This window comes from Sphaerisporangium sp. NPDC005288 (assembly GCF_040607475.1).
Taxonomy (GTDB): domain Bacteria; phylum Actinomycetota; class Actinomycetes; order Streptosporangiales; family Streptosporangiaceae; genus Sphaerisporangium; species Sphaerisporangium rhizosphaerae.
The window spans coordinates 18,227-43,376 of sequence record NZ_JBEXGT010000015.1 but is presented as its reverse complement, the minus strand read 5'-3'; the positions used below and the strand labels follow the sequence as shown (position 1 = coordinate 43,376).

The following is a 25,150-nucleotide window of genomic DNA, read 5'->3' as shown; positions in this document are numbered from 1 at the left end:
AGTGAGCCAGACGTCGCGAGAAAGCCGGGGCGCGCCATCGGGATCCACGTCCAACGGCGATCTCATCCAGCTGGACACACCCGTGGTCAGCCTCCACGTCCACCGCCCGCACATGCCGAGGATGCCACGCATGCCCGGGATGTCGCGTCCGTCCGGCGCGCGCGGGCAGGAGATGAACCGGGCCGTGGAAACGGCCAGGACCTTCCTGCCGCCGCCGGAGCGCCTGATGTACTACGGCGGTCTCGGCCTGCTCGCGGCCCTCGGGCTGGTGGAGTGGCCGATCGCCGTGGTCGTCGGCGCCAGCACCGCCATCGCGTCACGGGCGATGCGGCACCAGGGCGGCATGGGCGAGCAAGGCGGCATGATGCAGGGCCGGATGCAGGGCCGGGCCGCGCAGGACACCACGGCCGAGCAGCCGGCGACGCCCCGGGCCACGCGGGCGCGCGCCGGCACCGCCTCCGGCCGCACGGCGACCCCCTCCACCCGCAGCCGCGCCACGGGCACCGCACGGACGTCCACGCGCTCCACGCGTACGGCGGCGCAGAAGTCCACGGGCGGCCCGCAGCCGGGCACCGCCTGACACCCGCCTCCAGCGGGTCCCCGCCGCGCGCTTCGCCACGAAATCGCAAAGCGCCGCAGAGAGGGTTCAACCGCCTGACCTGGGCATACTTAGGGTCGAACGATCAGGCCGCGCGCAAGGGCGGCCTGATCGGCGTGTTGGCACGGGGGCCCTGGAGGCGTTGTGTTCCTGCTTCGTGAGCTGAGGGGGCCGATAGGGCTGCTGGCGTCGCTGCTGCCGGAGACGGTGCGCGGGGCGCTGCCCTTCCCCCGGCAGGTCCACGAGTGCCCGGGGGGCCTGCGCATCGAGCTGCGCAACCTCGGCGCCCCGGGCACCTCCCAGGAGGCCGGGCTGCTCGAGGAGCGCCTCTGCGAGATCGCCGGCGCCGGACGGGCCGAGGTCAACGGCGCCCTCGGCTTCGTCTACATCGCCTGCGAGCGCGACGGCGCCGACGTCGGCAAGCTCCTGTCCATCATCGACGAGCACGACGTCCCCCGGCGCGGCGGCGACGGCCGGAAGGGCCGGCACGCGGTGGAGAACCAGGCCCGCGCGGTCCTGGAGCTCGGCGCGGGGCTGCTCGGCGCCGGCGTGACCCTCGTCGGCCAGGTGACGCACGTCGCCCGGGTGCCCTCCGCGCTGCCGGCCCTGCTCCAGCTCGTGGAGTCCACCCCCCGCGTCCGGCACGAGCTCGAACGCCGCGTCGGGCGGCCGACCGCCGACGTGATCTGGGCCTACACCCGCTTCACCGCCCAGACGCTCGCCCTGCGCCCCGTCGGGCTGTTCATCGACTCGCTGTCCGCGGCCGGCCGCCTGGCCGAGGCCGTGGCCGGCCGGCGGGCGTGGCGGGTCAGGGAAGAGGAGTTCGCCCAGCACAAGGGCGCCTACGAGCACATCAGGAGCGAGCTGTCCCTGCGCCCCGTCCCCATGCCCTACGGGCCGATCGAGCGGTACGCGGACGGGCTGAGCGTGGGCGCGCTGGCCTCCTACGGGGTCACCTCGGTCATCAGCCGCGACCAGGAGCGCGCGCTGGCGATGCTGATCGCCCAGACCCCCAAGGCCGCGCGGCTGGGACGCGACGCCTTCGTCAGCGCGATCGGGCGGGCCGTCGCCCACCGCGGCGGGCTGGTCCTGCACCGGGAGGCCGTGCGGGCCATGGACCGCGTCGACACGGTCGTGTTCGACGCGCGGACCCTGACGATGCCCTCCTGGACCATCCACGAGGTGATCACACTCGCCTCCGGCGCCGGCGTGCCCGCCGACGAGCTGCACGCCCGCGTCTACATGCTGCTCGAAGGCGCGGACGTCACGGTGCGTCGTGAGCAGGGCGACTGGGCGGCCGAACCGGCCGCGGCGCCGCCGGCGCGAGCGTCGGACTGGCAGGAGGGCGGCATCCGCCCCGTCTCGGTGACCTGTCGCGGCGAAACGGTCGCCGTGGTCGGCATGGTGCCCGAGACCCATCCCTACGCCGAGGCGCTCATCGACGCCGCGCAAAGGTGCGAGGTCGTCCTCGCCGGGGACGACGCCGGGCTGGCCGCGCGCCTGGGCGTCCGGCGGCAGGTGGAGGGCGGCCACCGGCTGGCCGCGTCCATCAGGGAGCTGCAGGTGGAGGGGCACGGCGTCGCCCTTGTGAGCGGGCGGTCGCGGCGCGGCCTGGGCGAGGCCGATCTGGGCATCGGCGTGCTGGCCTCCGGGGGGCGGCCTCCGTGGGACGCGGACGTGATCGGCGGGCCGGACGTCGCGCACCTGCTGCTGCGGTCGCTGCGCGTGGCCAGGACGACCAGCGGCCGCAGCGTGAAGGTCTCCGCCGGCGGGGCCGCCCTCGGCACCGGGCTCACCGTCGTCGGCTCGGCCGCGGGGTCGGTGCGCCGTGTGCAGCTCGTCAGCGACTGCACCTCGCTCGCGTCCCTGGTCATGGGCGTGTGGTCGGCCCGCAACCTCGGCCGGGGCGGGCTGCCCATGCGGGTGGACCGCACCCCGTGGCACGCTCTGCCCGCGCAGGACGTGCTGGCACGGCTGTCCTCGACCCCGTCCGGGCTCTCGGAGGCCGAGTCCGCGCGCCGCCGCAACGGTCCGAGCCGCAAGGAGACCGCCGCGGCGCCGTCGCTGCTGCGCGCGACCGCCGAGGAGCTGGCCAACCCGCTGACCCCGGTGCTCGCCGCCGCGGCGGGCCTGTCCGCCGCCGTGGGCTCGGCGCTGGACGCCGTGCTCATCGCCGGAGTGCTCGGCGTCAACGGGCTGATCGGCGGCGCGCAGCGCACCAACGCCGACCGGGCGCTGACCCGGCTGACCGACGCCACGGCGGTCCCGGTGCGGCTGCGCCGCCCGCAGGGGCCGGTGGACGCCACCGCCGACGACCTGGTGCGGGGCGACGTCATCGAGCTGCGGGCGGGCGACGCCGTGCCCGCCGACTGCCGGGTGATCAAGGCGCGCGGCCTGGAGGTGGACGAGGCGCCGCTCACCGGCGAGTCCCAGCTGGTGACCAAGTCGGTGGCGCCGACAGCCGCGCTGGCCGTGGCCGACCGCAGCTCCATGGTGTACGAGGGCACCACGGTCGCCGCCGGGTACTGCCTGGCGGTGGTGGTGTCCACCGGCACGGCCACCGAGGCCGGGCGCACGGCGGAGATGGGCGCGGAGGAGGCCCCGCCGACCGGGGTGGAGCTGCGGCTGCGGGCGCTGAGCCGCCAGATCATGCCGGCCGCGCTCGGGTCCGGCGTCGTGCTGATGGCCACCAACCTGCTGCGCCGCACGCCGCTGGCCGCCGCCGTCGCGCCCGCGGTGAGCCTGGCCGTGGCCGCCGTCCCCGAAGGGCTGCCGTTCATCGCCACCGTCGCCGAACTGGCCGCGGCGCGGCGGCTGTCCACCCGCGAGACGCTGGTGCGCAACCCCTCGACCATCGAGGCGCTCGGCCGGGTCGACGTGCTGTGCTTCGACAAGACCGGCACCCTCACCGAGGGGCACATCACCCTGGGCCGCGTCTCCGACGGCCGCGTGGAGCACCCCGTGGACGAGCTGCCGCCGGAGTTCCGGCGGATCCTCGCGGCGGCGCTGCGCGCGGGCCCGCAGATCGACGGCGAGCGCGCCGTCCCGCACCTCACCGACCGCGCCGTGCAGGAGGGGGCGAGGAAGGCGGGCGTTCTGCCGGCCGAGGGGCTGGCGGCCTGGCAGCGCATCGACGAGCTGCCGTTCGAGCCGGCCAGGGGCTTCCACGCCGTGCTGGGCACCACCGACCCGGCGGGAGGCTCCCGCCTGCTCAGCGTCAAGGGCGCCCCCGAGGTGGTGCTCACGCGGTGTGGCACGCTGCTCACCGACGGCGCGGTGCTGCCCCTGGACGAGGAGGCGGCGCAGTCGCTGATCAAGGAGGTCGACCAGCTCGCCCAGCAGGGGTACCGCGTGCTGGCCGTGGCCGAGCGACGCGCCGGCGACCTGCGCGAGCTGGACGAGGCCTCCGTCGGCGAGCTGTGCTTCCTGGGGTTCCTCGGGCTGGCCGACCCGGTGCGGCCGACCGCCGCGCGCAGCGTCGACCGGCTGACGCGCGCGGGCGTCCGGGTCGTCATGATCACCGGGGACCACCCGAGCACCGCCGAGGCCATCGCCGCCGAGCTGAACCTGCTGGGCGGCCTGCACATCATGACCGGCCCGGAGCTGGACCGCATCGACGACGAGGCGCTCGCCGAGGCGCTGCCGGGTGTGTCGGTCTTCGCGCGGGTCACCCCCGCGCACAAGGCGCGCATCGTCGCCGGGCTGCAGAAGGCGGGCAAGGTGGTGGCGGTCACCGGGGACGGCGCCAACGACGCTCCGGCCATCCGGCTCGCCGACGTCGGCGTGGCGCTCGGCTCGCGGGCCACCCCGGCCGCGCGCGCCGCCGCCGACGTGGTGGTGACCGACGACCGCATCGAGACGATCGTCGAGGCCATCGTCGAGGGCCGCGCCATGTGGAGCTCGGTGCGCGACGCGCTCGGCATCCTGCTCGGCGGCAACCTCGGGGAGATCGTCTTCACCGTCGGGTCGAACCTGATCGCCGGGCGCAACACCCTGAACGCCCGTCAGTTGCTGCTGGTCAACCTGCTCACCGACATGCTGCCGGCCCTGGCGATCGCCATCAGGCCGCCGAGCGCGACCAGCCCCGAGAAGCTGCTGGAGGAGGGTCCCGAGGCGTCGCTGGGCGCGGCGCTCACCCGCGACATCTACGCCCGCGCCGTGACGACCGCGGCGGCGGCCACCGCGGCCTGGCTGTTCGCGCGCTCCACCGGCTCGCAGGGGCGGGCCGACACCGTGGGGCTCATCGGCCTGGTGTCGGCGCAGCTCGTGCAGACCCTGGCCGTGGGCGGGCGCGACCGCACGGTCATGCTGGCCACCTCGGCCTCAATGGCGTGCCTGGTCCTGGCCGTCTCGACGCCCGGGGTCAGCCGGTTGTTCGGCTGCCGGCCGGTGGGCCCGTTCGGATGGGCGATCGGCCTGGGCAGCGGGGTCGCCGCGGGGCTGGTGGGACGCCTGGTGGAACCGTCTCGCTACTTCGGCGACGCTGGTCACTGAACGTTCATCTTTCGTACACTCACAGACGGACATCTAGCTACATAGATGCGTAATCCTGTATAAAGCACTCGAAGTCCCCTTCCTGTGAGGTTATGGTGTACAACTTCCTTGCCACGGTGCTCGCCAAGGCGGCCGTGATCCTCGTCGAGGCCCTGGTCATCCGCCTGGTCCAGAGCTGGGTGGACAAGGCGCTTCCCGAAGCCGCCTGACCCCGCCCTGACCGGTCCCGGCCGGTCTCGACCGGTCCGGCCGGTCCGGCCGGTCTCGACCGGTCCCGCGCCGGTCCGCCCGCCTCCCGCTCACCCGTCACCGCGCGACCCGCCATGATTGAGGCGTGGAGACGCACAGTGGGTGAGCGGCCCTACGTCCTGCTGTCGGTGGCGATGTCGATCGACGGCTTCATCGACGACGCCTCCGGCGCGCCGCTCGCCCTGTCCAACGAGGCCGACTTCGACCGCGTGGACGAGGTGCGCGCCGGCTGCGACGCGATCCTCGTCGGCGCCGGCACCATCCGCGCCGACGACCCGCGGCTCGTCGTGCGATCCGCGGCCCGCCGCGCCGAACGGGTGCGGCGCGGGCTCACCGAGACCCCGGTCAAGGTCACGCTGACCGGCCGCGGCGACCTGGACCCCGCACGCCGCTTCTTCGCACTCGGCGACGCCGAGAAGATCGTGTACGTCACGGGCCCGTCCGCCGGGCGGGTCCGCCGCACCCTCTCCGGCGTGGCCACCGTCGTCGACGCCGGCGACCCGCTCGACCTTCCCGGCGTGCTCGCCGACCTGGCCGCGCGCGGGGTCGGCCGGCTCATGGTCGAGGGCGGCACCGCCGTCCACACGCTCTTCCTGGCCCACGGGCTGGTGGACGAGCTGCACCTGGTCGTCGCCCCGTTCCTGGTCGGCGACCCCGCCGCTCCCCGCTTCGTCGGCGGCGCGTCCTTCCCCTACGGCCACGACCGGCCGATGCGGCTCGCCGAGGCGCGCCCCATCGGCGACGTCGTCCTCCTCCGCTACCTGCCTCCGGAGCCCTCCGATGCCTGACGCCCCGGCCACCCCCGCCCCCGAGGACGACCGGCGGTGGCTGGAGCGCACCATCGAGCTCTCGCGCCGCTGCCCGGTCTCCACCACCGCCTTCGCCGTGGGAGCCGTCGTCGTGGCCGGTGACGGCACCGTCCTGGCCACCGGCCACTCCCGCGAGGGCGACCCGCACGACCACGCCGAGGAGGCCGCCCTGGCCAAAATCGTCCCCGGCGACCCCCGGCTCGCCTCGGCGACCCTCTACAGCTCGCTCGAACCGTGCACCAGGCGCGCCTCGCGTCCCCGCACCTGCACCGAGCTGATCATCGCCGCGGGCGTTCCCCGCGTCGTCTTCGCCTGGCGCGAGCCCGACGTGTTCGTCGACTGCACCGGCGCCGAGACCCTCCGCGACGCCGGCGTCGAGGTCGTCGAGCACCCCGGCCTCGCCGCCGCGGCCCGCGAGGTCAACGCCCACCTGTTCACCCGCTGACCGCGGGCGGCCCTCACCAGGGAACCGTCGGGTACCACCCGTAGCCGAACATGGCGGGCAGGCGGACGTCCCAGTAGATGACGGTGAAGGCGCCGGCGACCAGGAAGGCCGCGGCGGTCACCGTCACCAGGCGGCTGGGCTCGGCCACCAGCCAGCGGGCGAACCGGCCCCGGCCCGCCAGCGTGAGCAGCGTGAACAGCACCGCCATCACCACGATGTTGCCCAGCGACTGCAGGACGAACACGGCCGCGCCGTACAGCGGGTTGTGGGTCTGCGCGGCGTAGGTGAACAGCTTGTGGAACAGCGGGAACGGGCGGCCGATGAGGAAGCCGCCCACCAGCGCGCCCAGCACGACCAGGCGCGCGCCCGGGAAGCGGCGCTCCAGGCCCGCCAGCGGGTCGGGCACCAGCCGCAGCGCGGCCAGGCCGAGCCAGACGAACACCAGCCCGATGACGCCGAAGACCACCGACGCCTGGATCAGCCGCACGGGCAGCCCGTTGCCCACGGTCGCGGTCGACAACTGCGGCAGCCGCTCGCCGAGCAGGGCGCCCACGGCGCCGTACAGGCCGCTCACCACGACCATGCCGATCGCGAGGCGGCCGAGCGGGCGCAGCGTCGCGCCCAGCCGGTCGCGCCAGGACGCGCCCTCGCGCACCAGCGGCACCACCGCCCCGAACGCCGCGACGTTGCAGGCGGTGAACGTGCCGGCCAGGCCCGAGACGAACGCGAAGACCGCGCCCGCGACCACGCCGGTGATCGCGGTGCCCTTGGCGTCGTGACCGAGCAGCGTGTTGGCGACGTTGTCCCCGATCACGCTGTCGACGAAGTGGAAGGACCACAGAGCGGCGAGGGCCGCTCCGGCGAGCACGCTCAGCACGACCAGGCGGGCTCGGTGGGCGGGCGGTTCGTCGGCCGGGGCCAGGGGGCCGCCGCGCGCGGACTCGGCAAGCGTCATGACACATCCTCATGGCAGGGGGGACGGCGGGAGACGTGCACGCTGATCAGTGGCCACTGATCACGACTGTGAATCCCTTGTCGCCTCTCGTCAAGGCACCGTCCACCCCGTGGAGAGCAGAGGCGCGGGAGGGTGGGCCGATATCCGTGCCCGGGGGTCGGAGCTCGCGTATTGTCCGGTTAAGCTGCACGGCGGGCCATTCACGGCACACCCGATCATCCCCAGGGAGAGGAAGACGCATGTACAAGGAATTCGCGATCGAGGCCGTGATGTGGCTGATCCCGATCGTGGTGCTTCTGGGCATCGCCCTGCTGGTCACCGCCACCGCCTGAGCCGCCCCTTTCACGGACGGCGGCCGGCGAGCGCGCGAGCGAGGTGTCACCGTGCTCGAGGTCCTCGGGGTCGACCACTGGGGCGAGGAAGCGTACCTGGCACTGATCGACGGCAACCCGCTCACCGCCGACGAGCTCGCCGGGGTCACCACCGTCGACCGGGAGGTGATGGGCGCGGTGCTCCAGCGCCTGGAGGACCGCGGGCTGATCTCCCGGGTGCCCGGCCAGCCGGTGCGCTACGCGGCGCTGCCCCCGCAGACCGCCATCGAGGTGCTGCTGCTGTCGCGTGAGCGCGACATCAAGCGTGTGCGCGCGCTCGCGCACCACCTGGGCGAGCGCCACCGCAGGGCCCGCTTCGGAGGGGACGCCTCCGAGCTGATCGAGGTCATCTCCGGCCCCGAGGCGGTGGCGAGGTCGGGACAGCAGTTGCTGCGCCGGGCCCAGAAGGTCGTCCGCGGCATCGACGCCCCGCCGTACGCGCGGGCCATCGGCGGTGAACGGGTCTCCTCGCGGGTGAACGTGCTGGAGCACACGGTGCGGCGGCGCTTCATCCACGAGCACGGCACCCTGCGGACCGCCGGGCAGGCCCGCCACCTGGAGGAGGGCGTCGCCGCCGGGGAGGAGATCCGCGTCCTGGCGAACGTGCCGATGAAGATGATCCTCGCCGACGACGACCTCGGGCTGATCCCCCTGCGGGCGACGCCCCGCGTCCTCGACTCGTGCATTCTGGTGCATCCCTCCTCGCTGCTGGACGCCCTGTCCACCCTGTTCGAGATGCTGTGGCGCCAGTCGCAGCCGTTCCTGCCGGGCCAGGCCACCGCGAACGGGGACCCGGCGGGCGCGCCCGGCGATCCGCCGCTCAGCGAGGAGGAGCGGCGCATCGTCTCGCTGCTGGCCCTCGGCCTGCCGGACGAGGCGATCGCCCGGCAGCTCGACATGGGCCACCGCACCGTCCAGCGCCGCATCCAGGCGCTCATGGTTCGGCTGTCGGCCACCAGTCGCTTCCAGGCCGGCGTCCTGGCCGCCCGGCGCGGCTGGTGGGACCCCGACGCGCCCGGGTGAGACGTCGTAACGGCACGGACGGCCGCCGCCCGCGGCGACGGCACAACGCGTTCGTCCTCGCGGTGAGGTGATAGCGGGCCCGAGCCGGGAAGTGAGAACAGGTGAGCGGGGAAGGACGCGCGGTGGGCACGCCCCCCGTGGCGGCCGTCGAGCGCCCGTCTACTGTGAGACGGATCGCGCGGGAGGATGACCAGGCACGCCGTCCGGCCGGCCCCGCGCAGGACGCACGCTCCGCCGACGCAGGAGAGGTCCCATGAACCGGCTGAAGGACGCCACGAGCCCGTACCTGCTGCAGCATGCGGACAATCCCGTCCACTGGCATCAATGGGGCGAGGACGCCTTCGCCGAGGCCCGCGAGCGCGACGTGCCGCTGCTGATCTCCGTCGGCTACTCGGCCTGCCACTGGTGCCACGTCATGGCCCACGAGTCCTTCGAGGACGCCGAGACGGCCAAGATGATGAACGAGCTGTTCGTGAACGTCAAGGTCGACCGCGAGGAGCGTCCCGACGTGGACGCCGTCTACATGAGCGCCACCACCGCGATGACCGGCCAGGGCGGCTGGCCGATGACCGTGTTCGCCACCCCCGACGGCCATCCCTTCTACGCCGGCACCTACTTCCCTCGACGGCGCTTCCAGCAACTGCTGGCCGGGGTGTCGCAGGCGTGGACCGGGCAGCGCGACGCCGTGCTCGCCCAGGGGTCCCAGGTGGTCGACGCGCTGAGCCAGGGGGCGGAGCTGCCGCGCGGGTCCACGCCGACGCGCGAGGTGCTCGACGGGGCGGTGCAGGACCTCTCCCGCACCTTCGACCCGGCCCGCGGTGGGTTCGGCGGCGCGCCCAAGTTCCCGCCGTCGATGGTGCTGGAGTTCCTGCTCAGGCACGGCACCCCCCGCGCGGTGTCGATGGCCGAGAAGACGCTGGACGCGATGGCGCGCGGCGGCATGTACGACCAGCTCGCCGGGGGCTTCGCCCGTTACAGCGTCGACGCCGGCTGGGTGGTCCCGCACTTCGAGAAGATGCTGTACGACAACGCCCTGCTGATGCGGGTGTACGCCCACTGGTGGCGCGCCTCGGGCTCCCCGCTGGCCAGGCGCGTCGCGCTGGAGACCGCCGAGTGGCTGCTGCGCGAGCTGGGCACCCAGGAGGGCGGCTTCGCCTCGGCCCTGGACGCCGACAGCGAGGGCGAGGAGGGCAGGTTCTACGTCTGGACGCCCGGGCAGTTGCGGGAGGCGCTGGGCGAGGAGCGCGGCGCCTGGGCCGCCTCGGTGTTCTCGGTGACCGAGGAGGGCACCTTCGAGCACGGCTCCTCGGTGCTGCAACTGCTGTCGGACCCGGTCGACCAGGCGATGCTGACCGACGTCCGCAAAGCACTGCTCAAAGCCCGCTCGGCCCGGGTGCGGCCCGGCCGCGACGACAAGGTGGTGGCCGCCTGGAACGGGCTCGCCATCGCCGCCCTGGCCGAGGTCGGCGCGCTGTTCGACCGGCGCGACCTGGTGGGGGCGGCGCGCGCCGCCGCCGAGCTGCTCGTCCGCGTGCACCTGCACGGCTCACGCCTGGCCCGCACCTCGCGGGACGGCCGGGTGGGCGCCAACGCGGGAGTGCTGGAGGACTACGCCGACGTCGCCGAGGGGTTCCTCGCCCTGTACGGGGTCACCGGAGAGTCGCGGTGGTTCCGGGAGGCGGGCGCCCTGCTGGACACGGTGCTCGACCGGTTCCCCGACGGGCGCGGCGGGTTCTACGACACCGCCGACGACGGCGAGCGGCTGTTCCAGCGGCCCCAGGACCCGACCGACGGGGCGACGCCATCCGGGCAGTTCGCCGCGGCCGGGGCCCTGCTGACGTACGCGGCGCTCACCGGGTCGGAACGTCACAGAGAGGCCGCCGAGGCCGCCCTGGGCACGGTCACGACGCTCGCCGACCGGCACGCGCGCTTCGCCGGATGGGGGCTGGCCGTGGCCGAGGCCGCCCTGGCCGGGCCGGTCGAGGTCGCGATCACCGGCGCCCTCGACGACCCGCGCACCTCCGCGCTGCACCGCGCCGCGCTCATGGCGGGCGTCCCGGGCACGGTGATCGCTCTCGGCGACGCCGGGGTGCCGCTGATGGAGGGCCGCGGCCTGATCGACGGCGGGCCTGCCGCGTACGTCTGCCGCAACTTCGCCTGCCGCATGCCGGTGACCACCCCCGCCGACCTGTCCAAGGAACTGCGCACCATCTCCTGACGCGGGCCACCGTTCACCAGGCCGCCCGGCACCTCCGCCTTCGGCGTGCCCGCGACGCTCGACGACGCCTCGTTCTCCGCGCACCCGGCAGAACCGACACGGATCCCAAGTGGAAGGACAGGATCGCGGCCGATCATGGCCGGCCCGGGAGGGCCCTCGGTAGACCTGGAACACCGAGCGGGCCGTGCCGCCGCCGACGTCGAGAGCGCGCACGGCACGCCGGATCTGCGACGGAGAAGGAGGCCATAGGAATGCGGATGAACAGACTGATCGCGACGACCGTCTCGGCGATGGCCGGCGCGGCGCTGCTCACGAGCCCGGCGGCGGCCGGGGCGAGCACCGCGGCGCCCGCCGGGCCCAGCGCCCTCGTGACCAGTACCGCCGGGAGCAGCACCACCCAGACCAGTGCCGGGACCAGTGCCGCCACGGCACCCGCCGGAGCCGTCACCGCGTCCGTGATGAGCACCTGGAACTACGTGGGAGATTTCGGCACCCTCGCGAAATGCCAGCTCGACAAGGCGGTGAAGCGGGCGAAGGGGTATCCCGTCGACCCGGTCGACGCCTGCTACCGAAACGGTGGCGGCTACTACTACCTCTACTGGGCCTGACGGACCTCCGGGCCCTTGGACGGCAGGCAAGTCCCGCGTCACGCCGGCTCGGCACGAGTGCGAGCCGCGCGGCCGTTCAGCGACCGACAGGCGCCGGAAGGCGTCTCATTCGCATCGATCGAGAGGATGTACCGTGCGCATCGCGTACAGCGTCATCGGCAACGCCCTGGTTCTCGGAGGCCTGATGGGAGCGGTTCTCGCTCCCTCAGCGGCCACCGCGTCGTCCGCCCTGCCCGCGGCCGGTGCCCGTGCCGCCACCGTTCCCACCGGCGCGGCGGCCGTGGGCGAGGACGTCCGGGCCGGGGTGGCCCGGGCCTGCGCCACCCCGTGCAGCTGGGTCTCCGCGCCGGTCTCGACCCAGATCCTCGCCCTGAAGGCGGCGGAGCTGAAGGCGCAGCAGCTCGCCCAGGTGGGCTACACGATCCTGACCACCGCCGCGAAGGCGGAGCAGGACGCCGCCACGTGGAGAGGGCACGTGACGTACCGCTGACAGGCCGATCCCGTCCTTGAGCCCCGGGGCAGTGGGCCGGATGCACCCGGCGCCCCGGCCGCCCCGGCCCTCGCGGGTCGTGAGGGGTCGTGGGGCTGCGGCGATCTCCCCGGGTGACACCGGGCCGAAGACCGGGCTGAGCCGGAGGTGTGACAGTCTCACCTCCCGCTCAGCTCTCTTGCGCGATCGTTATCTCAGATCGTGCGGTTCTGGTCCCTGGTCACGGCCGGGCGATCAGGCGGCCTGGAACTTCTCCCAGTCGCTGACGGTCGTCGAGCGCGCCCGCAGCATCCCGTAGTCGGCGCCGGTGTACCCCACCTCGGCGGACACGTACTTGTTGTTGAACAGGGACTTTATGGTGCAGTAGGACTGGGTGCAATCGACCCAGAACTTCTCCCAGTCGTTGACGTTGAGCCCGCGCGCCCGGAGAAGGCCCGTGAAGCGGCCCGTGTAGCCCATCTCGGCGGTCACATAACGCTTGGCGGCCAACGAATAGATCGTCCAATACTTGCCTTCGTTGCAGATTCTGAACTTCTCCCAGTCACCGGTGGAGCCGGACCGGGCGCGAAGCACGTTGTTGGTGTCCCCCTCGTACTTCAGTTCGGCGGTGACCCGAAGGAAGCCGGCGCCGATGGAGGCCAGGCCCCCCTCCGAGCAGTTGCCGGCGACCTTGGCACTCGCGCCGTCGCGCTGCGCCGCGAGCTGGGCGAGGTTGATGACCTTGCCGCCCGCCGGGGCCGACGCCGCGGCCGTGCCGGCGAGCCCCGCGGGCGCTGCGGCCAGCACGACCGCTCCCGCCGCCACGGCCATGCCGCACACGCGGAAGGCATTGGTGAATCTCACGTTTCCTCTTTCCCACGATCTTCTGTGAACTGCCGCCGCGATCAAGCGGCCGCCGGAAACGGTACGGGCGGGCGGACCTGCGCCTCGATGAACAAATACCGCCACCATGTGCGTACTTCTCCCTTACCAGGAGCAGGTCGTGGTCTGCCGGGGCAGGGGGCGACGGCCGGCTCGCGAGGCGGCGGTGACGGGGCGTCCGATCAGCGAAAGACCGGGGCCGAAGGTGCCGTGATCAGCGGAAGGCCGCGGCCGGAGGCGCCGTGATCGGCCGTGGGGGCCGTCCGGGGGTGAAGGTCGTACGGCGGCGTCAGCCGGGTGGGACGTCCGCGGGGAGGTCGTCGGGCCCCTGCTGGTCGGGCGGGTTGGGCGGGTTGGGGCCGCCGTCCGGGCCGCCCTCGGGACCGCCGCCGTTCGGGTCTCCGTCGGGGGCGTTCCGCGCGTCGGGACGGTCGCCGTCCGGGCCGCCCGGGTCATGGGTCGGCGGGGTCGCGTCCGGCAGGCCGTTCGGGCCGTTCGGGCCGTTCGGCCCGTCCGGGCCCGCCGTCGGCTGGTCGGTGGGCGGGGAGCCGGTGTCGCGGTCGGCGTTCCAGCCGGTGTCGCCCCAGCCGCCCCAGCCGTCGCGGCCGTAGGGGTCGTAGGAGGCCGAGCCGGGGAAGTCCTCCACCGGCTTGCCGGCCATCGCCTCGGACATGAACGCCCGCCACACCTGCGCGGGCAGCGACCCGCCGAACAGGGCGCCGTACCCGGGGACGCTCACGGTCTTGTTGTCGTCGCGGAACATGTTCACCGCGGCGGACAGTTGCGGGGTGTACCCCACGAACCACACCGCGCTGGAGGAGTCGCTGGTGCCGGTCTTGCCCGCCACCGGACGGTCGTACAGGCGGGCCGCGGTGCCGGTGCCGCTCTGGACGACCTGCTGCATCGCGTAGGTGGCGTCGGCGGCGGTGGCCTCGCTGAAGGCACGCACCCCCGGGACGGTGAACTTCCTGGTCTTGCCCTTGGCGGCGGTCACCGAGCGGATGACGTGCGCCTCCTTGTGGACGCCGCCCGCGGCGAACGTGGCGAACCCCGACGCCTGCTGGACGGCGCTCACCGACGCCGTGCCGAGGGGGAAGGTCGGGAAGTCCTTCTGCTTGGCGATCTGCTCGGCCGGGATGCCCGCCGCCTCGGCGGCCGCGGCGACCTTCCTCAGCCCGACCTTCTGCGCGAGGTCGACGAAGGCGGTGTTCACCGAGTTGCGGGTGGCCTCCACCAGGTCGATGGCCGAGCCGTAGGAGGCGCCGCCGGAGTTCGGGATGGGCTGCTTGGCCGAGGCCACCCTGATCGGGGAGTTGCCCTCCACCCGGGTGTTGAGGTCAAGGCCGTCCTCCAGCGCGGCGGCCAGCGTGTACGGCTTGAAGGTGGACCCGGCCTGCACCTTGGCCGAGAAGGCGTTGTCGTACTGGTTGGCGGCGTAGTCCCTGCCGCCGTAGAAGGCGACGACCTCACCGGTGCCGGGCGCGACGGCCGCGAGCCCGGTGCGCACCTTCTTGGAGGTGTCCTCGGGCAGGGTCTCCTCGACGGCGCGCTCGGCGGCGGCCATGAGCTTCTTGTCGAAGGTCGTGGTGATCTTCAGGCCGCCCTGCTGGATGTCCTCGTCGGACAGGCCCCTGCGGTTCAGCTCGGCCCGCACCTGGGCCAGGACGTACCCCTTCTGCCCGTTGAGCGAGAGCGGGTTCTTCAGCTTGGCGAGCGTGGGGAAGCTCAGCGAGGCCGCCTCGGCGGGGTCGAGCGCACGCGTCTCGACCATGGCCTTGACCACCGCCTGCCAGCGGGCCCGGGCGGCGGAAAGGTCGGCGCCGCGAGGGGCGGCGAAACGTGACGGCTGCTGGATCACCGCCGCCAGGTAGGCCCCCTGGGCGGCGGTCAGCTTGTCGACGTCCTTGCCGAAATAGGCCTGCGCGGCGGCCTGGACGCCGTACGCGCCCCGGCCGAAGTAGATGGTGTTGAGGTACTGCTCCAGCACCCAGGACTTGGACCTCGACTGGTCGACCTTGAGCGCGATCATGATCTCTTTGAGCTTGCGCACGGCCGACCGCTCCTGGCTCAGCCCGCTGTAGTAGTTGCGGACGAGCTGCTGGGTGATCGTCGAGCCGCCCTGGATCTGGTTGCCGGTTACCGTCGACCACATGGCGCGGGCCGTGCCCTCGATCGACACGCCCTGGTCCTGGTAGAACGTGCGGTTCTCGACGGCGATGACCGCGTCGCGGACCACCTGGGGCACCTTGTCGATGTCTACGTTCTTGCGGTTGACGCCCTGCCGGGCGAGCACGGTCTTGCCGTCGCGGTAGTAGATCAGCGAACCCTGCGCGGTCGCGTCCTTCTGGGTGGTGTCCGGGATCGGCGTGAGCACCCAGGCCACGGCGAACAGGGCGGCCAGGCAGAGCACGACGATGCCACCGGCGATCACGAAGCGGCGGAGGAGACGCCGCCTGAAACGACGCTTCCTGTCTGCGTCCCGCACGGCGCAACCCCCGATCTACTGCTCAGCAAACCCCCGTAAGCTGGGCGGATCGTCCTACGGTAAACGATACGTAACGGTGCGCCGTCCGTCGAGCGGCGGGTCCGTTCAACGGTCGCGGCGGCGTGGGACCTCCGCCACCAGGGGCAGCACCCGGTAGGCGACCGGCGTGTCCAGCGCGATCACCGACGACGTGCGCACCACCCCCTCGACGTCCACGATCAGGTCGATGACCCGTTGCAGGTCGGCGTTACTCCGCGCGACCACACGGCACAGCATGTCACCACCGCCCGTGATCGTGTGGACCTCCAGCACTTCCGGTATGGAGGCGAGCAGCCCCGCGACGGGCTCGTGGCCGCTGACCTGTCTGATCTGGAGGGTGACGAACGCGGTCACCTGGTAGCCGAGCGCGGCAGGGTCCACGTCCGGGCCGAACCCGGTGATCACGCCGCTCGCCGTCAGGCGGTCCATCCTCGCCTGCACCGTGCCGCGCGCCACCCCGAGCCTGCGCGACGCCTCCAGGATGCCCACGCGCGGCTCGGCGGCGAGCAGCGCGATCAAACGGGCGTCCAGCTCATCGATCGTCATGGTGTACAGGATTACCGGCGCTTCCGGCTCTCCGCTAGGCAATCTGCCCACCATTTCGGGTAACACTTGCGCATTCCAGCCATCCGGCCGGAAAGTGGCCCCATGAGCGATGTATTTCCCGTACACGGCATGGACTCGGTGGTGTTCGCCGTGGGCAACGCCAAGCAGGCGGCCCACTACTACTCCTCGGCCTTCGGTATGCGCCTGATCGCGTACAAGGGCCCCGAGACGGGAAGCCGGGACGAGGTGGCGTACGTGCTCACCTCCGGCAGCGCGCGCTTCGAACTGCGCGGCTCGGTGCGCCCCGGCACCGAGATCGCCCGGCACGTGACCGAGCACGGAGACGGTGTCATCGACCTGGCGCTGGACGTGCCCGACGTCGAGGCCGCCTACGCGCACGCGGTCGCCGCCGGCGCCCGCGGCCTGGCCGAGCCGCACGTCGTCGAGGACGAGCACGGCAAGGTCGTCATGGCCGCCATCGCCACCTACGGCCAGACCCGCCACACCCTGGTCGACCGCGCCAACTACAGCGGCGTCTACCTGCCCGGCTACGTCGCCGCCGCTCCGCTGGTCGAGCCGCCGGACAAGCGGTACTTCCAGGCCATCGACCACTGCGTGGGCAACGTCGAGCTCGGCCGGATGGACGAGTGGGTGGAGTTCTACAAGCGCGTCATGGGCTTCACCAACATGGCCGAGTTCATCGGCGACGACATCGCCACCGAGTACTCCGCGCTGATGTCCAAGGTCGTCGCGAACGGCACGCGCAAGGTCAAGTTCCCGCTGAACGAGCCGGCGGTCAGCCGCAAGAAGTCCCAGATCGACGAGTACCTGGAGTTCTACGGCGGGCCCGGCGTCCAGCACATCGCCCTGGCCACCAACGACATCGTGCGCACCGTTGAGCGGATGCGCGCCGCCGGGGTGGAGTTCCTGGACACGCCCGACTCCTACTACGACGACCCCGCGCTGCGAGCCCGCATCGGCGAGGTCCGCGCGCCGATCGAGGAGCTGAAGCGGCACCGCATCCTGGTGGACCGCGACGAGGACGGCTACCTGCTGCAGATCTTCACCAAGCCGGTGCAGGACCGTCCCACGGTGTTCTTCGAGTTCATCGAGCGGCACGGCTCCCTCGGCTTCGGCAAGGGCAACTTCAAGGCGCTGTTCGAGGCCATCGAGCGCGAGCAGGCCAGGCGCGGCAACCTCTGACCCTCCCCGCGCGGCCATGCCCTCCCATGGCCGCGCCTTCCCTGCGGCCATGACCCCCCACGTGGCCGTGCACCCAAAGCGGCCATGACCCCCCACATGGCCGTGCACCACATGCGGCCATGCCCCCCCGACATGGCCGTGCACCACGCACGGCCGCGCCGCGCGCGCGGCCGTGGACGGCGCCGAACCGGGGCACGCCCCCGCCCCGGTTTGGCGCCACCGCTTCCCGGCGATCAGTCACCCATGAGATCACCAGGAGGCGGACCGTACGACGGCCCCCCGGACGAGCCGCACGAGCCGCACGGGGGGCCGCCGTATGGGACCCCGGAGATCCCCTACGGCCCCGCGGGGCCGTCCGGCGCGCGCCCCTGGGAGGGGTACGACCAGGGCGGACCGCCGTACGGGCCCTGGGGCGCCCCGCTCGGCGGGCGCTGGCGCCGGCTGTTCGCCGGGCTGCTGGACATCGTGATCGTGAGCGTGCTGACCTCGCCGTTCTCCACGACCCTGACCGTGCGGGCCGCCGACGGCAGCCTGGAGGCCGTCCGCACCGTCAACGGACTGGGCGTCGCGGTCGTCTGGTTCCTGTACTACTGGCTGCTCACGGCCTTCTGGAACGGCCAGACCGTCGGCAAGAGGCTGTTTCGCCTGCGGGTCGCGCAGTTCCCCACCCAAGAGCGGGTCTCGGCCGGGCAGGTGGCGGTCCGCGAGATCGTCTACGGGATCTTCGGCGTGGTGTGCTGCCTGGGCCTGGTCGACCTGCTGTGGATCCTGTTCGACGGAAAAAAGCAGGCCCTGCACGACAAAGCCGCCTCCACCATTGTCGTAGACGCCTGATGACCTGCGGTTCTTCACGTAGGCTGCCTGACATGCAGCTCAAGGGTCCACGGCGGATGACCACCGCCCTGCTGTCGGCCGGGGTCGTCGTGCTGAACGCCTGCGCGCCCTCGAACGGGGCGACCGCGCCCCGCGAGGCGCCCGACGCCCGGTCGTCGAAGGACGGCACGATCGGCGCGGCCGGCATCGGCGACGCCGACTTCCCCACCGACGGCAACGGCGGCTACGACGTCGAGCACTACGGGCTGCGGCTCTCCTACGACCCGGCGGTGAAGAACCTCTCGGGCACCGCGGAGGTCAGGGCCCGCGCCACGCAGGGTCTGTCCCGCTTCGACCTCGACCTGCACGGCTTCACCGTCCACAAGGTCAGCGTGGACGGACGGCCCGCCACCTTCACCCGCAAGGGCGACGAACTGGTCATCGACCCGGCCGCCATGCTGGCCAAGGGCGCGGTGTTCACGGTCGCCGTCGACTACGGCGGCCGGCCCGACCCCGTCCGCAACTCCTCCAACCTGGGCACCTACGGCTTCATCCCCACCAAGGACGGCGCGTTCGTCACCAGCGAGCCCAACGGCGCCAGGACCTGGTTCCCGTGCAACGACCACCCCGCCGACAAGGCGACCTACGACTTCGACGTCACGGTGCCGAGCGGCATCACGGTCGTCGCCAACGGCGAGATGCGCGGCGCCCCGGTCACCTCGGGCGGGCGCTCCAGCTTCTCCTGGAGCGAGACGCACCCGATGGCGAGCTACCTGGCGACGATCACGCTCGGCAAGTTCGACGTCAAGACCGGCCGCTCGCCCGGCGGCATCCCGGTGTACGCCGCCACCGACCCGGCCTTCCGCGACGACCTCGGCTTCCTGTTCAAGACCTCGGGCAAGGTCACCGACTACTGGTCCACGGTGTTCGGGCCCTACCCGTTCTCCTCGACCGGCGGGGTCATCGACGACTTCTCGGCCGGCTACGCGCTGGAGAACCAGACCAAGCCCATGTACGGCGGCTTCCAGCCCGACCAGGGCATCATCGCCCACGAACTGGCCCACCAGTGGTTCGGCGACAGCCTGAGCATCACCCGGTGGAAGGACCTGTGGCTGAACGAGGGCTTCGCCACCTACGCCGAGTGGCTGTGGAGCGAGCACAACGGCGGCACCACCGCCGACAAGACCTTCCAGGACTACTACTCGGCCAAGGAAGCGCCGATGTGGAAGTACCCCCCGGGCGCCGCCCAGCGCGATGACCTGTTCAACAACTCGGTCTACGTCCGCGGCGCCATGACCCTGCAGGCCCTGCGCCGCCAGATCGGCGACGAGACCTTCTTCAAGCTCCTGCGCACCTGGACCGACGAGCACCGCTACGGCGGCGTCACCACCGCCGACTTCGTCACCCTCGCCGAAAAACTCAGCGGCAAGCCCCTCACCAGCCTCTTCGACGCCTGGCTCTACAAACCCACCCGCCCCACCCTCCAGTAGCCGCCGGTCGGCGGCCTCGTGTATCGATCACAAAGAGTGATCGTCCTCCACGGAGAGATTCTCTTCCGAGCGTTCCGCGAAATCGGGCTCCGCCTCAAGCAACCCGACGAACGGCAGGTCACGAACGATCAGCCGCTCGGCGGACGAGTCGCCGGCGGTGATCTCGGCGTTTCTGAGTTCGAGCCTCCAGCGGGCCCAGACGGTCTTGCCGTGGCGACCGGCGAGCGGAGTGATGCCGTGATCGTGTGCGAGGGCGGCGACGATGGCGAGGCCGCGTCCGTGGAGGGCATCGAGGCCAAGGTCCAGGTGACGCGGCCGGTCGGGGCCGTGATCGGTAACGCGGACGCAGAACTCTCCCGGCACGGCCCACAAGGAGAGCCGGATCGGGGCCTCTCCGTAGGTCACCGCGTTCGCCAGCAATTCACTGACGACCAGAACGATGTCATCCGCGAGATCCCGAAGGTCCCAGGCGTTCAGGGTGTCGACGACGATGCGACGGACCTTGCCGACCATCGACAGATCGTGCGGCAGGTCCCAGCAGACGGTGCGAAGACCGTGAGGCGTCTCTGGCATCAAGGCTCCTTGCCGAGTGCGTGACGTTTGCAGCGGTGGGCGAGTCGTCCGACTGGAGCGGTCGGCCACGAGCGAGGAAACGCCGGCTTCGCCGCCCAGCCACGTGATCTGTTCGGCTTCGCGCATCAGCCGACGCAGTTCGTCCGTGTCCCGCGCCTGAACGATCACCGCCTCAGGGGCAGGCCAGGTGGCGAGGGCGTAGAAGCGGCGCGTACCCACGCCGTACAGGACCGTCCATCCGGGCTCCAACAGGTCCAACTGGTGGGCGGCGGCTCGTTCCGCCAGATCCCACTGCCGCCGGACGACCTGCTCGAACCCCGCCCCCTGCCGATGACGCCCCTTCTGCCGCACCTGGTGTCCGTACCTGGTCAAACCATCACTCCTTTCCGGCTCAGCTCGGGGCTCGCGCTTGTGCTACCGGACATTTCGGTTCGCGTATTACGCGTTTGAGTCAGATTGGCAATTCAGACATTCACTGTGACTTTCAACGCTCTCGCAGCAAAGCAACACAACACCCAAAGTGGTCGCAATGCACCACCACTGGATGAACGCCGCCCGGATTGCCGTCACAACACGTTCACTCTTTGCGACGAGTCGTGCGACCATAGTGAAGGCGCAGCCCTCAACTTGCAAGACGTAATTTAAGTTACGGGCAATTGACCGATTAGAGCTTCACATTCCATTCGTCGCCATACGCCGGGAGAACCATGTCCAACAGCCCTACCGTCAAGCGGCGACGGCTTTCCGCCGCCCTACGACAGCTTCGTGTCGAATCCGGGCTCACCGCAGCAGAGGTGGCCAAGCAGTTGGACTGGGACCCCTCGAAGATCACGCGGATGGAACGCGACGAATGGAAGCGGCCCGCTCCGCACGACATTCGAGGACTGCTGGATCTCTACGGAGTGACGGACGAGCGTCGGCGAGATGCACTGCTCGCTCTGGCCCGCGAGTCACGCCAGCGGGGTTGGTGGGCCGACTATCAGGACGTCTTCCGGACTTCGCTCCCCGACTTCGAGGCCGGCTCATCCATGATCCGAACCTATGAGGCCGTGGTCATCCCCGGCCTGCTCCAGACCGCGGACTACATGATGGCGATCTTCCGAGGTGGGCAGGTGCTACACGAAACAGTCTTTGAGCGGCACGTCCAAGCCAGACTCACGCGGCAGGAGATCCTCAGGCGCCAGGACCCGCCCACACTGGTAGCGGTCATCGACGAGGCGGCACTCCTGAAAATGATCGGCGGTCGTGATGTCATGCGCGACCAGGTACGCCACCTGCTGGAGCTGGCACGACAACCCAACATCACCATCCAGGTGTTGCCGAACTCTGTGGGCGCTCACTCCGCGCTGGACGGCCCATTCGTTATCCTGGATTTCCCGTCCCCCGACGATCCGAGCCTGATCCATCTGGCTACGTTGACCGACAGTCTCTGGCTGGAGACCCCCGAGGAGATCCAGCGCTACACCCTCACCTTCAGCCAGGCACAGGCGTCGGCATTGCCACCTGGCGAGTCAGTACGGTACCTGTCGGAACTTCACGAGCGACTACAACAGGAATAGAGGCGAAACAGTGGACCGCAGCGCCCCGCTCGCCTGGCACAAGAGTTCTCGGAGCACGTCGAACGACAACTGCGTGGAAGTGGCGCTTCTTCCCGAGGGCGGAACAGCCGTCCGGGACAGCAAGAACCCCGGCGGACCAGTGCTGCGATTCAACGTCGCCGAGTGGCGAGCTTTCATCAGTGACACGAAGACCGGCCGGTTCGCCACCCCGTAGCGTTCAGGGGTGGGCCAGGCGAGATAGGCGGAGCATGGATCTCTGCCCTCACCGACGCGCAGTAGGGGCTGATCAAGGCTTCCGACAGTCACTTAATCCGGAATCCGGACTGCATTATGGGACATCTCGCCCACCTCATCGGCATTGGTACGTTGCGTGCTGGCATGTTGCGTAGAGTTGTGCGTACCATCCCAGCGTCAGCGGAAGGCACCATGGCGGAGAACGGTCCGGTTGTGAGCCGGTCGAAGGACTTCTTCATCACTTACAACGGGAAGGATGAGGGCTGGGCGACGTGGATCGCCGGAGCACTTGAGACCGCCGGGTACACCATTACCATTCAGGCATGGGATTTCCGCCCTGGCGATAACTTCATGGCAGAGATGGACCACGCTCTGGCGACCTGTCGGCGCACTCTGGGTGTGCTCTCGCCCAACTATCTCGCTTCTCTCTTCACCCGAGCGGAGTGGACGGCGGCCTATCGCCAGACGTTGCTCGGTGAACCTCGGCGGTTCATTCCGGTGAGGGTCGCCGAATGTGACGTCGCCCCATTGCTCGGACCGTTGGTCTACATCGACCTAGTAGGCGTAGCGGAGAACGAGGCCCGCGATCGGCTGCTGACCGGCGTCGCCGACACGGTGAGCCGAGTACCTCGTGACCCGCGATTCCCTGGCGCTTCGGCCCCTTGATCCACCCGGTAGAAGCAGGTCAGACGGCGGAGCCGAGGAGATTCTGTGTCGGATACCGAATACACCGCGGAGTTCTTCGTCAGTCACGCGGACACCGACGTGCAGTGGGCGGAGTGGATCGCGGCTGAACTGGAAAGCGCCGGATACGGGGTGATCCTCAAGGCGTGGGACATCCGGCCCGGGGACAACCGCCTCGACAAGATCGATGAGGCGCTGTCCACCTGCCGCCACACCCTCTACGTCATGTCCGCCGAGCATGACACGGAGGTGGCCGCCCGTACCGCCGCCCAGTACAAAGGCCTCCAGGGCAAGGAACGAGCCCTGATCCCCATCCGGGTGGACGAGGGCGACGACGACATCCCGCCGACGATAGCGGCGCTCGTGCCGATCGACCTGTGCAGCGTGGACGACGAGGAAGAGGCCCGGCGCCGACTGCTGGCCGGGGTGGCCGAGCGCGCGGAGCGGGTCGCACGAGATGGCTTCCCCAACAGGTCCGCGAAGCGGGTTCGATTTCCTGGTACCGAGCACGAGGTGTACGAACTTCGCGGGCACCGTCCGGATCCGCGTTTCATCGGACGCGATGACACGCTGGCCGATCTGTACCGTGCCCTGCGGGCGAACCGCCCGACCTCCGCCGTCCAGGCGATCATCGGCCTGGGTGGGCTGGGTAAGACCCAGGTCGCCGTCGAATACGCCTTTCGGCACGGCGTCGCGTACGACCTGGTGTGGTGGGTGCGGGCCGAGGACCCGGCCACTTTGCGGGGAGACTACGCCGAACTCGCCACCGAACTGGGCCTGCCGTTTGAGAAGGACGACCAGGCGATAGCGGCGCTTCGCCAGACACTGCGCCGCCGCAAGAACTGGCTGCTGATCTTCGACAACGCGGAGGATCCCGCCGAGCTCCTACCACTGCTTCCTGAGAAGCATACAGGGCATGTGCTCATCACCTCCCGGCGGCCGGAATGGCCCCATGCGGAACTCCGGCACCTCGACGTCCTCCCCGTCCCCGCCGCGGTGGAATATCTGCGGCACTGGGGAGGGATATCGAGCGCCGACACGGCACGGGACTTGGCGGAGGCCCTGGGCTGTCTGCCGCTGGCGCTGGCACAGGCGGCGAGCGTCATCGCCGACGGAATGTCCGCCACGGACTACCTCGACCAACTCCACAAGCAGTCGCCGGAACTGTTCACGCAGGGACGAACCAGCAGCCACCAAGCGACGATCGCGTCCACATGGCGAGTGTCCTTCGACCGCCTGGCCGACCGATCCCCGGCCGCCGTAGCCCTGTTTCGCCTCGCCGCATTCCTTGGGGCCGAAGCGATTCCGCTGGACCGGCTCGTTCCGGTACCAGGCATGCCTACCGAGCTGGCCGAGGCGTTGACCGACCCGTTCCGCCGCACCGAGGCCACTCAGGCCCTCCGGGAGTACTCCCTGGCCAAGACCGGTGACGGCCTCATGTCGATCCATCGCATGGTGCAGGCCGTCACTCGCGCCGAACTCGCCGCGGACGAGTCGCGCTGGGCAGGGTTCACGCTCGCGACAATGAGCACCGCGTTTCCCAGTGAGGTACGTGATCCCGCGTCGTGGCCGACCTGCGAACCGCTGCTCGCCCACGCTCTCTCAAGCGCACAACACGCCCGACGGCTCCACATCGACATCACGGAAACCATCGACCTGCTAGACCGGGTCGCGCGCTATCTCCTGACCCGGGGAAGGTCGGACCGGGCGGCTGCGGTCGTCGAGGACGCGCTAACGTCGGCCAAGCAGCTTCCCACCGACGCCCTTGAATATCTTCGCTGCCGCAACACCCAAGGGCTGATCCTGCTGAGCCAAGGCCATCATCACGGGGCGCGGCAGGCCCAGGAGGAGGTCTATCAGGCCAGAATCCGAAGGCTCGGCGAGGACGACGTGGACACCCTGCGCGCCGGCCGAGATTTCGTTGAGGCCCTATATGTCCAAGGTCACTGGACAGAGGCCACTCAATTGCAGGATCGGCTCGTCGAGATGTTCACCTCGGTCCTCGGCGCGGAGGACCTCGAAACCGTCACCGCTTCGGCCTACCAGGCGACTCTCCTCCGTAGCGCCGGACAGTACCGACGCGCTCGCATCCTGGAGGAGCGGGTGCTGGAAGTACGTCGCCGTGTCCTCGGCGCCGAACACCTCGACACCCTCACAGCGATTGGCAACCTCGCAACCACTCTCCACGCACAAGGCAAATACGACCACGCCCAAACCATGACAGAACAGGTACTCGACGCCTACCGCCGACTCCTCGGCGACGAACACCCACACACCCTCAACGCGACCGCCAGCCTCGCCACCACCCTCCACGCACAAGGCAAATACGACCACGCCCAAACCATGACAGAACAGGTACTCGACGCCTACCGCCGACTCCTCGGCGACGAACACCCACACACC

At 70.9% G+C, this 25,150-nt stretch carries 20 protein-coding genes; 15 read left to right on the top strand and 5 right to left on the bottom strand.

What is annotated here, in order from left to right; translation table 11 throughout:
* Positions 1 to 130: 130 nt before the first annotated feature.
* From ABZU32_RS16210 to ABZU32_RS16195, 4 genes are all read left to right on the top strand, one after another.
* Complete coding sequence (locus tag ABZU32_RS16210) at positions 131 to 580, top strand: hypothetical protein (protein ID WP_354922698.1); 450 nt, start codon at positions 131 to 133, stop codon at positions 578 to 580.
* Between the two features lie 162 nt (positions 581 to 742).
* Positions 743 to 5,092, top strand: a complete 4,350-nt coding sequence (locus ABZU32_RS16205; RefSeq protein ID WP_354922695.1) for a cation-translocating P-type ATPase — start codon at positions 743 to 745, stop codon at positions 5,090 to 5,092.
* A 347-nt stretch (positions 5,093 to 5,439) separates the two neighbouring features.
* Positions 5,440 to 6,129 carry a dihydrofolate reductase family protein gene (locus ABZU32_RS16200; protein WP_354922692.1) on the top strand — a complete coding sequence of 230 codons (690 nt, stop codon included), beginning with the start codon at positions 5,440 to 5,442 and terminating at the stop codon, positions 6,127 to 6,129.
* Positions 6,122 to 6,595, top strand: coding sequence for a deaminase (locus tag ABZU32_RS16195; protein ID WP_354922689.1), 474 nt, complete (start codon positions 6,122 to 6,124; stop codon positions 6,593 to 6,595). Before ABZU32_RS16200 ends, ABZU32_RS16195 begins: the two co-directional genes overlap by 8 nt.
* Before the next feature lie 13 nt (positions 6,596 to 6,608).
* Here the strand turns inward: ABZU32_RS16195 and ABZU32_RS16190 are convergent, their stop codons facing one another.
* Complete coding sequence (locus tag ABZU32_RS16190; protein ID WP_354922686.1) at positions 6,609 to 7,550, bottom strand: hypothetical protein; 942 nt, start codon at positions 7,548 to 7,550, stop codon at positions 6,609 to 6,611.
* Between the two features lie 383 nt (positions 7,551 to 7,933).
* Here ABZU32_RS16190 and ABZU32_RS16185 point away from each other — a divergent pair, with 383 nt between their 5' ends.
* The 4 genes from ABZU32_RS16185 to ABZU32_RS16170 all read left to right on the top strand — a co-directional run bounded on the left by ABZU32_RS16185 (position 7,934) and on the right by ABZU32_RS16170 (position 12,260).
* Positions 7,934 to 8,944, top strand: coding sequence for a helix-turn-helix domain-containing protein (locus tag ABZU32_RS16185; protein WP_354922683.1), 1,011 nt, complete (start codon positions 7,934 to 7,936; stop codon positions 8,942 to 8,944).
* A gap of 253 nt (positions 8,945 to 9,197) precedes the next feature.
* Positions 9,198 to 11,162 carry a thioredoxin domain-containing protein gene (locus ABZU32_RS16180; protein WP_354922680.1) on the top strand — a complete coding sequence of 655 codons (1,965 nt, stop codon included), beginning with the start codon at positions 9,198 to 9,200 and terminating at the stop codon, positions 11,160 to 11,162.
* A gap of 257 nt (positions 11,163 to 11,419) precedes the next feature.
* Positions 11,420 to 11,770, top strand: coding sequence for a hypothetical protein (locus ABZU32_RS16175; protein WP_354922677.1), 351 nt, complete (start codon positions 11,420 to 11,422; stop codon positions 11,768 to 11,770).
* 133 nt (positions 11,771 to 11,903) lie between these two features.
* Positions 11,904 to 12,260: a hypothetical protein gene (locus ABZU32_RS16170; protein ID WP_354922674.1), complete on the top strand. Its 357-nt coding sequence runs from the start codon at positions 11,904 to 11,906 to the stop codon at positions 12,258 to 12,260.
* Between the two features lie 234 nt (positions 12,261 to 12,494).
* Here the strand turns inward: ABZU32_RS16170 and ABZU32_RS16165 are convergent, their stop codons facing one another.
* The 3 genes from ABZU32_RS16165 to ABZU32_RS16155 form a co-directional block, all read right to left on the bottom strand.
* Entirely contained in the window at positions 12,495 to 13,103 is a 609-nt protein-coding gene (locus ABZU32_RS16165; RefSeq protein WP_354922671.1) for a hypothetical protein, read from the bottom strand.
* Positions 13,104 to 13,410: 307 nt separating this feature from the next.
* The gene (locus tag ABZU32_RS16160) at positions 13,411 to 15,552 is read right to left on the bottom strand and encodes a transglycosylase domain-containing protein (RefSeq protein WP_354922668.1); all 2,142 of its coding nucleotides are present in this window, start codon (positions 15,550 to 15,552) and stop codon (positions 13,411 to 13,413) included.
* Between the two features lie 159 nt (positions 15,553 to 15,711).
* Positions 15,712 to 16,191: an Lrp/AsnC family transcriptional regulator gene (locus ABZU32_RS16155; protein ID WP_354840009.1), complete on the bottom strand. Its 480-nt coding sequence runs from the start codon at positions 16,189 to 16,191 to the stop codon at positions 15,712 to 15,714.
* Positions 16,192 to 16,293: 102 nt separating this feature from the next.
* Between ABZU32_RS16155 and hppD the strand changes: the two genes are divergently transcribed.
* The 3 genes from hppD (at position 16,294) to ABZU32_RS16140 (ending at position 19,697) form a co-directional block, all read left to right on the top strand.
* Entirely contained in the window at positions 16,294 to 17,394 is a 1,101-nt protein-coding gene (gene hppD / locus ABZU32_RS16150; RefSeq protein ID WP_354922665.1) for a 4-hydroxyphenylpyruvate dioxygenase, read from the top strand.
* Positions 17,395 to 17,637: 243 nt separating this feature from the next.
* Positions 17,638 to 18,228: an RDD family protein gene (locus ABZU32_RS16145; protein ID WP_354922662.1), complete on the top strand. Its 591-nt coding sequence runs from the start codon at positions 17,638 to 17,640 to the stop codon at positions 18,226 to 18,228.
* A 32-nt stretch (positions 18,229 to 18,260) separates the two neighbouring features.
* Positions 18,261 to 19,697 carry a M1 family metallopeptidase gene (locus ABZU32_RS16140; protein ID WP_354922659.1) on the top strand — a complete coding sequence of 479 codons (1,437 nt, stop codon included), beginning with the start codon at positions 18,261 to 18,263 and terminating at the stop codon, positions 19,695 to 19,697.
* 27 nt (positions 19,698 to 19,724) lie between these two features.
* On the opposite strand, the gene ABZU32_RS16135 is transcribed toward ABZU32_RS16140, so the two are convergent.
* The gene (locus tag ABZU32_RS16135; protein WP_354922656.1) at positions 19,725 to 20,642 is read right to left on the bottom strand and encodes an ATP-binding protein; all 918 of its coding nucleotides are present in this window, start codon (positions 20,640 to 20,642) and stop codon (positions 19,725 to 19,727) included.
* Positions 20,643 to 20,977: 335 nt separating this feature from the next.
* On the opposite strand from ABZU32_RS16135, the gene ABZU32_RS16130 reads away from it, so the two are divergent.
* The 4 genes from ABZU32_RS16130 to fxsT form a co-directional block, all read left to right on the top strand.
* Positions 20,978 to 21,829, top strand: coding sequence for a helix-turn-helix transcriptional regulator (locus ABZU32_RS16130; protein WP_354922653.1), 852 nt, complete (start codon positions 20,978 to 20,980; stop codon positions 21,827 to 21,829).
* Positions 21,830 to 21,839: 10 nt separating this feature from the next.
* Positions 21,840 to 22,043, top strand: coding sequence for a DUF397 domain-containing protein (locus ABZU32_RS16125; protein WP_354922650.1), 204 nt, complete (start codon positions 21,840 to 21,842; stop codon positions 22,041 to 22,043).
* Between the two features lie 212 nt (positions 22,044 to 22,255).
* Positions 22,256 to 22,729: a toll/interleukin-1 receptor domain-containing protein gene (locus tag ABZU32_RS16120; RefSeq protein WP_354922647.1), complete on the top strand. Its 474-nt coding sequence runs from the start codon at positions 22,256 to 22,258 to the stop codon at positions 22,727 to 22,729.
* A 45-nt stretch (positions 22,730 to 22,774) separates the two neighbouring features.
* On the top strand, positions 22,775 to 25,150 hold a 2,376-nt coding region (fxsT, locus tag ABZU32_RS16115; protein WP_354922644.1), incomplete at its 3' end, for an FxSxx-COOH system tetratricopeptide repeat protein.

Excerpts from the sequence above, each read along its gene's own strand:
- ABZU32_RS16175 (WP_354922677.1), top strand. The coding sequence starts at position 11,420 with ATGAACAGACTGATCGCGACGACCGTCTCGGCGATGGCCGGCGCGGCG.
- ABZU32_RS16140 (WP_354922659.1), top strand. The coding sequence starts at position 18,261 with ATGCAGCTCAAGGGTCCACGGCGGATGACCACCGCCCTGCTGTCGGCC.
- ABZU32_RS16120 (WP_354922647.1), top strand. The coding sequence starts at position 22,256 with ATGGCGGAGAACGGTCCGGTTGTGAGCCGGTCGAAGGACTTCTTCATC.
- ABZU32_RS16210 (WP_354922698.1), top strand. The coding sequence starts at position 131 with ATGCCCGGGATGTCGCGTCCGTCCGGCGCGCGCGGGCAGGAGATGAAC.
- ABZU32_RS16155 (WP_354840009.1), bottom strand. The coding sequence starts at position 16,191 with ATGACGATCGATGAGCTGGACGCCCGTTTGATCGCGCTGCTCGCCGCC.
- ABZU32_RS16190 (WP_354922686.1), bottom strand. The coding sequence starts at position 7,550 with ATGACGCTTGCCGAGTCCGCGCGCGGCGGCCCCCTGGCCCCGGCCGAC.
- ABZU32_RS16130 (WP_354922653.1), top strand. The coding sequence starts at position 20,978 with ATGTCCAACAGCCCTACCGTCAAGCGGCGACGGCTTTCCGCCGCCCTA.
- ABZU32_RS16180 (WP_354922680.1), top strand. The coding sequence starts at position 9,198 with ATGAACCGGCTGAAGGACGCCACGAGCCCGTACCTGCTGCAGCATGCG.
- hppD (WP_354922665.1), top strand. The coding sequence starts at position 16,294 with ATGAGCGATGTATTTCCCGTACACGGCATGGACTCGGTGGTGTTCGCC.
- ABZU32_RS16195 (WP_354922689.1), top strand. The coding sequence starts at position 6,122 with ATGCCTGACGCCCCGGCCACCCCCGCCCCCGAGGACGACCGGCGGTGG.
- ABZU32_RS16145 (WP_354922662.1), top strand. The coding sequence starts at position 17,638 with ATGAGATCACCAGGAGGCGGACCGTACGACGGCCCCCCGGACGAGCCG.